Origin of the sequence: Natronosalvus halobius, from assembly GCF_024138145.1 — an archaeon.
GTDB classification, from domain to species: domain Archaea; phylum Halobacteriota; class Halobacteria; order Halobacteriales; family Natrialbaceae; genus Natronosalvus; species Natronosalvus halobius.
Genome location: NZ_CP099997.1, coordinates 77,180 through 88,733 on the forward strand (window position 1 = coordinate 77,180; position 11,554 = coordinate 88,733).

At 64.9% G+C, this 11,554-nt stretch carries 12 protein-coding genes; 5 read left to right on the forward strand and 7 right to left on the reverse strand.

The window, feature by feature from the left end; genetic code table 11:
• Window positions 1–117: 117 nt before the first annotated feature.
• Together NGM15_RS00395 and NGM15_RS00400 are read right to left on the reverse strand one after the other, a co-directional pair.
• The gene (locus NGM15_RS00395; protein ID WP_253433797.1) at window positions 118–792 is read right to left on the reverse strand and encodes a helix-turn-helix domain-containing protein; all 675 of its coding nucleotides are present in this window, start codon (window positions 790–792) and stop codon (window positions 118–120) included.
• A 112-nt stretch (window positions 793–904) separates the two neighbouring features.
• A complete protein-coding gene (locus tag NGM15_RS00400) occupies window positions 905–2,053 on the reverse strand; it encodes an MBL fold metallo-hydrolase (RefSeq protein WP_253433801.1) in 1,149 nt (382 codons plus the stop codon).
• A gap of 181 nt (window positions 2,054–2,234) precedes the next feature.
• On the opposite strand from NGM15_RS00400, the gene NGM15_RS00405 reads away from it, so the two are divergent.
• The 3 genes from NGM15_RS00405 to NGM15_RS00415 all read left to right on the forward strand — a co-directional run bounded on the left by NGM15_RS00405 (window position 2,235) and on the right by NGM15_RS00415 (window position 4,309).
• Window positions 2,235–2,450 carry a DUF6199 family natural product biosynthesis protein gene (locus NGM15_RS00405; protein ID WP_253433804.1) on the forward strand — a complete coding sequence of 72 codons (216 nt, stop codon included), beginning with the start codon at window positions 2,235–2,237 and terminating at the stop codon, window positions 2,448–2,450.
• Between the two features lie 46 nt (window positions 2,451–2,496).
• Window positions 2,497–3,060, forward strand: a complete 564-nt coding sequence (locus tag NGM15_RS00410; protein ID WP_253433807.1) for a thioredoxin family protein — start codon at window positions 2,497–2,499, stop codon at window positions 3,058–3,060.
• Between the two features lie 94 nt (window positions 3,061–3,154).
• Window positions 3,155–4,309, forward strand: a complete 1,155-nt coding sequence (locus NGM15_RS00415; protein ID WP_253433810.1) for a mechanosensitive ion channel family protein — start codon at window positions 3,155–3,157, stop codon at window positions 4,307–4,309.
• A gap of 18 nt (window positions 4,310–4,327) precedes the next feature.
• Here NGM15_RS00415 and NGM15_RS00420 read toward each other — a convergent pair whose 3' ends face one another.
• Window positions 4,328–5,419 (reverse strand): NADH:flavin oxidoreductase/NADH oxidase, encoded by a 1,092-nt coding sequence (locus NGM15_RS00420; protein WP_253433813.1) that lies wholly within the window; start codon window positions 5,417–5,419, stop codon window positions 4,328–4,330.
• Window positions 5,420–5,560: 141 nt separating this feature from the next.
• Between NGM15_RS00420 and NGM15_RS00425 the strand changes: the two genes are divergently transcribed.
• Window positions 5,561–6,391 (forward strand): BtpA/SgcQ family protein, encoded by an 831-nt coding sequence (locus NGM15_RS00425; RefSeq protein ID WP_253433816.1) that lies wholly within the window; start codon window positions 5,561–5,563, stop codon window positions 6,389–6,391.
• A 10-nt stretch (window positions 6,392–6,401) separates the two neighbouring features.
• Here NGM15_RS00425 and NGM15_RS00430 read toward each other — a convergent pair whose 3' ends face one another.
• Together NGM15_RS00430 and NGM15_RS00435 are read right to left on the reverse strand one after the other, a co-directional pair.
• Window positions 6,402–6,914 (reverse strand): dCTP deaminase/dUTPase family protein, encoded by a 513-nt coding sequence (locus NGM15_RS00430; RefSeq protein ID WP_253433819.1) that lies wholly within the window; start codon window positions 6,912–6,914, stop codon window positions 6,402–6,404.
• A gap of 125 nt (window positions 6,915–7,039) precedes the next feature.
• A complete protein-coding gene (locus NGM15_RS00435) occupies window positions 7,040–8,419 on the reverse strand; it encodes an NAD(P)/FAD-dependent oxidoreductase (RefSeq protein ID WP_253433822.1) in 1,380 nt (459 codons plus the stop codon).
• A 140-nt stretch (window positions 8,420–8,559) separates the two neighbouring features.
• Between NGM15_RS00435 and NGM15_RS00440 the strand changes: the two genes are divergently transcribed.
• Complete coding sequence (locus tag NGM15_RS00440; RefSeq protein ID WP_253433825.1) at window positions 8,560–8,952, forward strand: thioredoxin family protein; 393 nt, start codon at window positions 8,560–8,562, stop codon at window positions 8,950–8,952.
• Between the two features lie 175 nt (window positions 8,953–9,127).
• On the opposite strand, the gene NGM15_RS00445 is transcribed toward NGM15_RS00440, so the two are convergent.
• Window positions 9,128–9,538: a universal stress protein gene (locus NGM15_RS00445; RefSeq protein ID WP_253433828.1), complete on the reverse strand. Its 411-nt coding sequence runs from the start codon at window positions 9,536–9,538 to the stop codon at window positions 9,128–9,130.
• 159 nt (window positions 9,539–9,697) lie between these two features.
• A complete protein-coding gene (locus NGM15_RS00450; protein WP_253433830.1) occupies window positions 9,698–11,359 on the reverse strand; it encodes a tRNA uridine(34) 5-carboxymethylaminomethyl modification radical SAM/GNAT enzyme Elp3 in 1,662 nt (553 codons plus the stop codon).
• Between the last annotated feature and the right edge of the window lie 195 nt (window positions 11,360–11,554).

Here is an 11,554-nt window from a genome sequence, read left to right on the forward strand (position 1 = left end):
CACTCCCTTCGCCGACTCGTTCTTGGAGAAGCGAGTGGAAAGGTCTGTTGTGGTAGTACGCACGGTGTTTATATTGGGTCCCATCTCGCCGCCTGGACTGGAGTCGTGAGCGGTCGTTCACTTCCCGCGCACGAGCGTGTTGGCGAGGAGGTTTCGTTGGCCTCGTCGGAGGCGGGCGGACAGCGCGTTTCGCGAGATGTCGAGGTCGGTCGCGAGTTCCGCCAGCGTCTGATCGCGGGGGACGTCGAAGTATCCGGCGTGATAGGCTGCCTCGAGCGCTTCCTGCTGTTCGGCCGTGACGCCGTACTCCGCCTGTTCTTCCGGGTTTTCGGGGCGGTACACGCGTTGCGGTTCGAACGAAAAGCCGTGTTCGACGCAATAGTCGTGAAAGTCAGAGAGGGATTGCTCGCCGGGAAAGAGGATCTTCACCTCCCATCGGTGTGCTTCGTTGCTCACCGCCTCGAGCACGGTCGCTTTCGCGTCCGAGACGGCCGTGATGAGATTTGGAACGTCCATCTCCCAGGTCACTCGATAAAATCGTTCCTCCGTGCCGTCCTCGTTCGACCGTTCGTCTTGCTCTTCGAGCATGAGGACCTCCCGGACCATGTCGTCGTCCCGGAGGTCTCTCTCGAAGGCGTCGAACCCCTCGCCGGAGGCCCAGAGGTAGGGCGTAACGGTGGATTTCCCGCCCACGACGCGCTTGATCTCGATGTGCATGTCCGGCGACGCCATCAACGTATCCGCGAGGACGAACTCGTCGGCAGGGATCGTGAGTTCCGTGAGTACGCTCATCGTAGTCGTCGTTCGACGAGCACGACCGTAAATCGCCTACTGCCGACTCCGTTCACACGATCGGTTCGGTCGTCGCAGTCGTTCGACCCGCTGCGGGGTCGCGAACCGACATTCAGGCCGCGCAGTTGTTCGGCCCCATTTCGAGTTCGGTCGCCTCGTGCTCGTCCTCGAGCGTCGACTGGCCGGTGTTGATCTCGATGACGCGCTCGTAGTTCGCCGGCTTCTCGGGCGTGTTGTCGACGAGACGGCTCACGAACTCCTCCTTCTCGAGGCCCAAGAGCTCCAGTTCGTCCCGAAGCGTACCGAGTCGGGCCTCGATCAGGTCCCCCGGCGAGCCCACCTCGTAGACGCCGTCAGCCGAGACCGAGACGTGGCCGGGCAGGACGCGCGTGTCCTCGGGGAGTTCGAGGAGCGTCTCCTGGAGGGAGTCGTAGAGCAACTCGGCGCCGTCGGCGGCGTCCTCGTCGCCGAACTGGAGTTCCGTCCGCCCCACGGATTCGACGAATAGCGTGTCCCCCGTCAGGACAGCCTCACCGTCGACGAGGTAGTTCAGCATCTCCGTCGTGTGCCCCGGCGTGTGGAGCACTTCGATTTCCACGCCGCCCACGTCGATCGTCTCCCCATCGGCGAGCGGTTCGTAGTCGTACTCGACGTCCCGCTCGCTCGCGCGTTCCCCGAGGTGGTAGGAGACGCCGAGTTCGTCGGCGAGCGTTCGACCACCCGAGACGTGGTCGGCGTGGACGTGCGTGTCCAGGACGCGCTCGATCGTGAGGCCGGCCTCCTCGGCGACGACCTTGAACCGGTCCGTCTGGCGGGTGGGATCGACGACGGCGGCGCTCCTCGACGCACTCGAGCCGACGACGTATCCGAGACAGCCCTTCGCCCGCCGCTGTAGCTGGACGATTACGAGTTGCTCGCTCTCGGTGTCGATGGGGACGACCTCGTAGACCGTGGACCAGTCTTCCATCCCACCTTTCACGACGCTGACGTCGTCGTACCCGATGGTCTCGAGTTCGAAACTGAACGACGTCGAGGTGAGCCCTTTCCCGCAGATCGCGACGATGGATCCTGCGTCGTCGCTGTTACCGATGCGGTTTCGTTGTTGCTCCGTGAGGTCGTCGTTCGGCCCAAAGGGGACGTTCTTCGCCCCCCGAATGTGCCACCCTTCGAAACTGTCCTCCGGGCGCGTGTCGATGAGCGTGAACGACTCGTCCCCGTCGATCATGTCGGCGAGTCGGTCGGCGGTGATCTGGCGTACCATGGGTGCCTCCGTACACTGTTACTGCGAGCAGGACGCGCAAATGCATCTCCCTTGCAAGATCATCGGCCTCGAGCCTACCGTTACGGCCGCGAGGCCGCGGAATTGGCCCTCGAGCCCAGTTTCGATCCTCTCACTCTACAGCTATCAGAAAATATATGACGGCAAACCTGAACGGTCGGGTATGGTCAACCCGATACTGGGAACGCTCGTCATCGCAATCGGGCTCGCCGGAGCACTCTGGCCCTACAAACTCGCGCGGTTCGAAGAGCAGATGGACTCCATCGGGAGCAAACGCTCCTGGTCCAGCGTAGAGCCGGCCGACTGGAAGGTCGCGGTCACTCGCGCGATAGGCATCGCCGTGACGCTGTTTGGTCTGCTTATCTTCTTCGACATCTGAACTCGGGAACGGGGCGCTTAAGGAGGATACGGTTGCACACTCCCCTATGGTCATGAAAGAATCCGAGAGCGAACTCGAGGCCGGCGACCCCGCGCCGACGTTCGAACTCGAGGGCGTCGACGGCGAGACGTACACGCTCGAGTCCTTCGCCGATGCAGAGGCTCTGCTGGTCGTCTTCACCTGCAACCACTGCCCGTACGCGAAGGCGAAGATCGGCCTGCTCAACGACCTCGCCGCCGAGTACGACGACGTGGCGGTCGTCGGGATCAACCCAAACGACGCCGAGGAGTACCCCGAGGACTCCTTCGACCGAATGCAAGAACTCGTCGAGGACGGAACGATCGCCTACGACGCCTACCTCCGGGATCGGACCCAGGCCGTCGCGGGCGCCTACGGCGCGGTCTGCACGCCCGATCCGTTCCTCTTCGAGCGTGACGACGGCGAGTTCAGGCTGGTCTACCAGGGTCGTCTCGACGACGCGCCGAACCCCGACGACGACCCCAGTCGATTCTACATCCGGGAGGCGATCGAGTCCGTCATCGCCGGCGAGTCCGTCGACCTCGAGTGGCAACCCGCTCGAGGCTGTTCGATCAAGTGGACCGACGACTGATCGGGTCTCGGACCGTCGTCCCATCACTGTCGCCGCCGACGTTGAGACTGCCGGCCGCGCTCCTTATGCCGTCGAAACCATAGGCGCCGTCCATATGGTCGTGGTCGCCGCTGTCCGCCCGCTCCAGGCACTTCGCCCGGCGCCGCTTCCCTCCATCCAGGAGACGTACCTCTCGACGCTCGAGGCGCAGGTGCTGGCGACCGTCGGCATCGTACTCGGGGTCGTTCTCGGGTTCTGGCTCGCCCGACTGGGCTACCCTTCCCTTCGACGCCGCTACGGCGTCCAGGTCGCCGAAGCGACGACCGTTGCGGCAATGGGTGTACTCGTCGCCGCCTCCGTCTACGCGCTCAGCGTCGTCTGGCACGTCACCTACGTCCTGGCGTACACGCTCGAGACGATTCAGGTCGATCGATTCACGGCCGCCCACCAACTCGTTACCGTGGCGCTAGTGGCCGTCGCGTACCTGGCGATCCGGTTCGTCAACCGTTCGATCGACAAACTCAGCGAGACCGGCGCGATCACGACCCACCAGCGCGAAGTCGCCTACCACGTTACCGACGTCGCGATCGTTCTCGGGACCGCCTCGATCATCCTCACCATCTGGGGCGTGGACCTCACCAACATCTTCATCGGGGCCGGCGCGGTCACCGCGATCGTCGCGCTCACCGCCCGTCAAACGCTCGCCGCGATGCTCGCCGGATTCATCCTGCTCTTCTCGCGACCGTTTCGCGTCGGCGACTGGATCGAGGTCAACGACACGACTGGGATCGTCACCGACGTGACCATCTTCACCACGAAAATACAGACGTTCACCGAGAAACACGTCCTGGTGCCGAACGACGAGATCACTGACAGCCAGTTGATCAACTACTCCGAGAACGACCAGCTTCGCGTCGACGTCGAGATCGGTGTCGACTACGATACCGACCTCGAGCGGGCGCGAGCGGTCGTCGTCGACGCCATCGAAGACCTCGAGGAGATCCGAACGAGCCCGGATCCGCAGGTCGTCGCCAGACGGTTCGGCGATTCGGCGATCGTGCTCGAACTCCAGCTCTGGATCGGTGATCCGACGAGGCGTCGCCAGCTCGATGCCCAGACGGCGGCCATCCAGGCGGTGACGGAACGATTCGAACGGGAGGGAATCGAGATTCCCTTCCCCCAGCGGGTTCACGCCCCGCGAGGCGACGACGGGTTCCCGATCACCGAGGGCTCACGGGAGGGACTCGAGGTCGGTCAGCCGACCGATTGAGGGGTGGAGAGGGTGACCTCACTTGCCGACGGCCCGCCGGTACTGAACCGGCCACTCAGGTCCCTCGAGCCCCAGGTCGTCGGCCCATCGGAGCGGGAAGTACGGATCGCGCAGGAACTCCCGAGCGACGAGCACCAGATCGGCGCGCTCGTTTCGTACGAGGGCGTCGGCCTGCTCGGCCTGCGTGATGCCGCCGACTGTACCCACCGCGACGTCGTCGCCGACTGCCTTGTCGATGCCCTCCGCGAGCGGAACCTGGTAGTTCGGCCCTGACGGGCCCTGCTGGTCGGGATGGATTCCGCCGGAACTGACGTCTATCAGGTCGACGCCGAGATCCACCAGGTCCCGGGCGAGGCGCTTCGACTGCTCGAGGTCCCACGAGTCCCGGTCGGGGAGCCAGTCGGTGCCAGAGATGCGGACGAGTACGGGACGGTCGTCGGGCCACACCTCTCGTACCGCGGCGGTCGCCTCCCGGACGATCCGGGTCCGGTTCTCGAAACTGCCGCCATAGTCGTCCTCGCGGCGGTTCGTCACCGGCGAGAGGAACTGGTGGAGCAAGTAACCGTGGGCGGCGTGGACCTCCACGACCTCGAAACCGGCCGCGAGCGATCGTTTCGCACTCTCGCGGAAGGCGTCGATCACGGCCTCGACGTCCTCCGTGGTGGCCCGGCGCATTTCTTCGGGCTCGTTTTCGAACGGGTACGCCTCGGGCGAGGGCGACAGGACTTCCCAGCCGCCGTCTGCGAGCGGGACGGGGACGTTCCCCTCCCAGGGCTGATTCTTGCTGGCCTTGTGGCCGGCGTGGGCGAGCTGGATCGCGGGAACCGAGCCCTGCGATTTCAGGAACGCGGTGACTGGCTCGAGCGCCTCCGCGTGGGCGTCGCTCCAGATGCCCAGGTCGTGCGTCGAGATGCGCCCACGTTCCTCGACGGCTGTCGCCTCGGCCATCACCAGCCCCGCCCCGCCGACGGCCCGACTGCCGAGGTGGACGCGATGCCACTCCCGCGCCAGGCCGTCGTTCGGCGAGGAGTACTGGCACATCGGGGAGACGGCGATGCGGTTGGGAATCTCGAGGTCGCGAAGCCGCAGTGGCGAGAACAGGTTCGTCATCGAGCGACAAGACGGACTCGAGGCGGAAAACCGACCCGACGGGCGACGTCCTTGCCGCAATCGAGGATTCGCGAGCGCGTGGAACGCGAGACGCGAACCGAGCCTCCCAACAGTAATACGGTTCGCCCGAGCACCACGCGTATGGACTGGAATCATCACGACGCCTTCGGAACGGAACGTCCAATCTGCGGGATGATCCACCTTCCGGCGCTCCCTGGATCGCCGGGCTACGAGGGAAGCCGCGAGGCGATTCGCACTCGCGCGCTCGAGGACGCCGCCACGCTCGAGGCCGGCGGCGTCGACGGCATCGTCGTCGAGAACTTCGGCGACTCGCCGTTCTACCCCGACGAGGTGCCGAACCACACCGTCGCCGAGATGAGTGCGCTGGCGACGACGATCACGAGCGCGGTCGACGTCCCGGTCGGCGTCAACATCCTGCGAAACGACGCCGAGGCCGCTCTCTCGGTCGCCGCCGCGGCGGGGGCGTCGTTCGTCCGGGTCAACGTCCACGTCGGCGCCGCGACGACGGATCAGGGGATCGTCGAGGGACGAGCACACGAGACGGTTCGGCTCCGAGACCGGCTCGAGGCCGACGTGGCCATCCTCGCGGACGTGGACGTCAAACACGCGACGCCTCTCGGGGAGGCGGGGCTGGCACAGACCGCCCTCGAGACGGCGGTCCGTGGACGGGCTGACGGGCTAATCATCTCTGGGGCTGGAACCGGACAGACGACGTCGCTCGAGGACCTCGAGCGGGTGGCCGAGGCGCTGTCGACGGTCGACCGGGACGTACCGATACCGGTGTTCGTCGGCAGCGGCGTCACACCCAAGTCGATCGACGACGCCTTTGCGGTGGGCGCGGACGGGGCGATCGTCGGGACAGCGCTGAAAGAAGGTGGGGAGACGACGAATCCCGTTTCACGGGAGCGAGTGGAGGCGTTGGTGGAGGCGGCTCGAACGGCGGAATCGTAACGCTCGCTCTTTAGCGATCCACGTCCCCTCGAGCGTCGACCGGTTCGGAAGCGTCGGTCCTACCGGCCCGCGAATCCTCGTCCGAACCGGGTGCCAACAGCGTCGAGACCCGTGCGTTTTCCTTGATCCGGATGCCGCCCGCCGGGACCGAGAGTGGGAGCAACGGGAGGTGGGAGAACACGTGGACGGTCGGGTGGGACCCCCCTCGAGCCAGCAGCTCGTGGCGGGGCTGGAGGACCAGCGGTCCGTCGTCCTCGGCACCCGTCAGGAACTCGTTGTACTGGATGACGTACTGGCCGCCCTCGAGGGTCCACCACTCGTACTCGTCGTCCGGGTTTCGCGGCTCCGTACCGATCGGCTCGAGGTCGGCGTCCTCGAGCTCGTCGCCGCCGAAGTCCAGGCGGCCGGGTCCGGCGACCTCGTAGACGGCGGCCACCGTGAGGTCGACGCCGTGGTCGTGGACCTGTTCGGGCTCGTACACCAGGTTGTCGACGAACGGTAACACGTCGTGTTCGACGGTCATACTGGTCGAGGCAACGGTCCCGGAGGTGAAAAAGCGTGGTGTCTCTCGTTCGGCTCACGACGTTCGCGGCCGGCTGTCACCGTCTGCACGTGTATTCGAGGCCCCGATCTCGTCGGTCCCCGAAATCAGTAGACGTACTCGTCCTCGCGCAACTGGACGTACTTCCCGTTACGGTACTTGAGCTTTCGTCTCCTGTAGGCCATCAGGATCTTCGCACCGCCGACGCCAGCCGTGAACTTCTTGTCCAGGATGGAGCCGTCGCCGCTGCTCGAGCCCTGCATCCCGCTGATGACGTCGAACGCCCAGTCCCAGTCGTCCGGTTCGTAGTCTCTGACGATGTCCGCGAACGCGACGTTCCGGAGGATTTCGTCGCCGATCGCTCGCTTCCAGACCTCGTTGTAGTGTGCGAGGCCGTCCGTCGCCGCCAGTCGCCCGGCGATCTTGCCCGTGCGAACAGCGACGTGGTAGCCGCCTTCGTGGAAGGCCGAGGTCGTCCCCATCGCGCCGCCCGCGACGGCGATGTTCGCACCTACGGGGGACTCGATCGGCCGCGTCGACGAAATTGGATACGTTTCGGTTCCCTTCGACTTCCCGCGATCCTCGACGATCGGGATGTCTTCCTCGATATCGTACTCGTCACCGTACTCTTGCTCGAGCAGACGGCGGATGTACTCCGCGCCGTTCGGAATCCCGTCGTCGCTCGGTTTCAGAAGCTTGTACGATTCGGGGTGGGCGACGTCCTCGAGGTCCATCCCGATGGGCATCGTCAGGCCGACGCGGGCGACGGTGCCGTCGTTGGGGAAGATCCACGGGTAGGCGGTCTCGCCGGGCATGTAGCCCCACCAGAACTTGAGGGTGTCTTCGAACTCGGCGAACAGCTCCTCGGGGAATTCGCGGTACTGCTGGTAGGCGATGTGGTTCGCCGTCGGGGGCGAGAGGTGGTCGGAGACGCTCTTGCCCACCAGAAATTGATCCAGCGCGTTCAGCGTGATCCGGCGCTGTGGCCCGTCGGCGAGGACGACGTGGCTCGCCTCGAGTTCGTCGCCGTTCGAGAGCGTCAGGGTGTGAACGGGCTCCCCCGAGAGGTCGCTCTCGAGGTTCTTGACGCCCGTCCCGACGCGCATGTCGGCCCCCGCGTCAGCGGCACGTTCGTGGAGCCAGTCGTCCATCCGCGCGCGGTGGAAGGTGTAGCCGAACTTGGGGTATCGGGCCTCCATGCCCGTCGTCTCGAGGCGGATTTTCGTCGTGGGGCCGACGAACTCCGTGCCCTCGAGTTCCCGGAGGATCACCTCGTCGGGAATCTCCTCGTAGTCGAAGTCCATGATGTCGATCCAGTAGTCGAGCATCCCCGCGGCGTCGGTCGAGTCCGGGCCGAGGCCCTCTCGATCCTCTCGAGGGACGCCCTGTTCGAACAGGACCGTCTCGGCGCCGTGAGCGGCGGCCCGTTCGGCCGCCGACGCTCCCGCGGGCCCACCGCCGACGATCGCAACGTCAACGCGTTCCATACAGCGTTGGGACTCAGCGACCCCTATTAAAGTGCCTGAAAGTCGCCGCGACGAGACGGTCGGACTCGAGTCGGCGCCGACCGACGAACGCCCGATGCTCACGGCACAAGACAGACGTAGCCTCGAGCCTAATTCCGGGTATGACTGACCCGACGACGGCCGACGTAGGCGAGACGGCCGAGACGAGCGACCAGGCTGCTGAACGCTCGGCGCGCCCTGTCGCTCTCAAGAACGAGGCCGACCTGGAGGCGTTCGTCGCGGACCACGACCGGGCGCTGGTCGAGTTCTACACGGCGGGGTGTTCGATGTGCGACGCGATGGTCCCCGTCCTCGGGGGCGTCGCTCGAGCGACCGACGTCGCCATCGCCACGATCAATCCGCGGGACGACCCGCCGCTGATCGAGCGATTCGACGTTCGGAGCGTACCCCTGTTAGTCCTCTTCGCCGACGGCGACCCCGTCGCCCGCCGTGCGGACGGGTTCGTTCCTGCTGAAGAAGTCATAGGCTGGCTCGAGTCGGAGACCGAACAGTAACTTACTGGTGTGGAGTCCCGTTGACTGCACCCTGGACGGTGGATGGTCGTGCGTCGAACCCGTCAGAACGATCGATTCGCCTCTGTGGCGGATTACCGACTGACAGAACAATGGTATAGAATTAATAGTACCAGTACAATCTACTTGCTGCCCCAATTTTCGTCGATTCACCGACTTACCGAACGACGGTGACCGGCATCGGGGCTCGACGAACAACCTTCTCGGCCACGCTCCCGAGCAGCACACGCGAGACACCCTGCCGACCGTGGCTGCCGACGACGATGTGATCGACGGCGTTGCCTTCGGCGAACTCGACAATCTCTCGAGCGGGGTCGCCGACGGCGGTCTCGATCCGGAACTCGACGTCTTCCTCGTCGAGCAACAGTCGGAGTTCTTCGGAAACCTCCGGCGCCTCCTCGTCCGCTTCGAACTGTTCTTTGAGGAGGTTGTAGCCGGCGCCCGTGAAGCCGTCGGCGAGTTCGACGATACGCAAGAGGATAATCTCCTCGTCGGCGTGTTTGCGAACTGCGTGTTCGACCGCCTCCTGGGCGGGGTCCGAGCCGTCGTAGGCGACGAGAATTGCCATACGTGGATTCGACGGCGAGCGCTAATAAATGTCAGTACGGCACGCGCCCGAGAGCGAGAATCGGGCGGCACGCGCTCGAGTTCAGGTTCGAGCGCTGAACGCTGGGCGCTGAACACTGAACGGTGAACGCTGGGCGCTGAACGCTGTACAATCGACCAGCTAGAACCGCTTGCTCACGTACGGCCCGTCCTGGTGGTACCCCAGCTTGTTCCGGTAGTACTCCCGCGCGCCGATGCCCGAGATGACGCTGATCTTGTCGTAGCCCGCGTCGACCGCCAGTTCCTCGGCGCGGGTCATCAACCGGCGGCCGTACCCCTGGTGTTGGTGCTGGTCGCCCTCGCTCGCGTCGCCCACCGACACTTCGCTGCCGTAGACGTGCAGTTCGCGCACGAGAGCCGCGTTCTCGAGTTCCGGCCTCACGGGCGAGTTCGGAAACCGGAGCCGGCAAAAGCCGATCAGCAGGTCCTGTTCGAAGTCTTCGACCGAGATGAAGTGCTCGGTGCCGCCACAGACCTCGTAGGTCATGACGTCGAGGTCGATCTTCTCGGGTTCGGCCTCGTTCATGCCGACTTCGCGACAGCGGATGCAGTCGCAGGTCCAGCCGTGCTCGTCCATCCGCTGGCGGGCGAGTTGACGGAGGTTCGATTTCCAGACCCCGGCGTCGATGAAGTCCGCCGGAATGTCGCGCTGGACGCGCTGGAGGCGGGTGTACCGGGGGATCATGTCCTTGATTTCCGCGACCAGGTCGGCGGCCTCCTCGTTCGTCAGCGGTTCGTACTCGTCGTTGTGCCACCAGTCGTAGGTCGCCGTCCCGCGCACCACGAGCGTCGGGTAGATCTTGAGGTAGTCCGGGCGCCACTGGGTCGACTCGAACAGCTCGCGGAAGTCCTCGAGGCACATCTCTTTGCTCATCCCTGGCTGGCCCGGCATCATGTGAAAGCCGACCTTGAACGCGGAGTCCCGGAGCCGTTGGTTGGCGTCGATGGAATCCTTTGTGCCGTGGCCGCGGTGCATCTCGCGGTTGATGCGCTCGAAAGTAGTCTGGACACCGACCTCGACCTTCGTCCCGCCTAGATCGAGCATCCGGTCGATCTGTTCGGGGTCACACCAGTCGGGCTTGGTCTCGAAGGTCGTCCCGATGTTGCGGACGTCGTTGGTCTCGTTCTCGGCGATCACGTCTTCGAGGTAGCGGAACTCGTAGTCCTCGCTGTTCTGTGCAAAGCTCTCGTCCTCGGCAGGTTCGGGATCCTTCTCGACGTCGTAGTCGTTCATCGCTTCGAGGGCGCGCTTGACGAACCACTCCTGGTAGTCGTGGCTGCGGGCGGTCATCGTCCCGCCCATCAGGATGAGTTCGACCTTGTCGACGGGGTGACCGATCTCGCGCAACTGCTCGAGGCGCAGGGTCACCTGGCCGTAGGGGTCGTAGTCGTTCTGGACGCCGCGGGCGGCGGCGGGTTCCTGGCCGGTGTAACTCTGGGAACTCGAGAACTCCGAGTCCGGCCCGCCGGGACAGTAGAGGCACTTCCCGTGCGGGCAGCGTTCGGGACTGGTCATGATCGCGACGGGGGAGACGCCCGAGGCGGTGCGGACGGGCTTGCGCTGGAGGAGGCCCTCGAGGTCCTCGCGGCGTTCGCTCGGGGCGAAGTCGAGGAGTTCGGAGTTCTTCGGCACCTTCGGTGAGGAGTGGTCCGAACAGACCTCTAATTTGGCCTTCTCGACCTCCTCGCGTTCGATGTCGCCCTCGAGCAGGCGCTCGACGAGCGCCTCACAGGCGCGCTCGAACGCGTCGGTGTCGGTCGGGTCGGGCGTCTCGGTACTCACTGGTAGGTACTGGTGCCCGTTCGTGAATAAGCGTGTCGGACTCCCGAGAACGGCGAACCGGGTCCGAATCGGCGCTCTCGACCTCGAGTCCGAAAATCCGGAAACTACGCGCCGAACACACGTGCCGAACATACGCGCCAAACACACGAAAGGTAATCGTTTAAGGACGACCTCGTCCTATCGTCGGCGTATCAG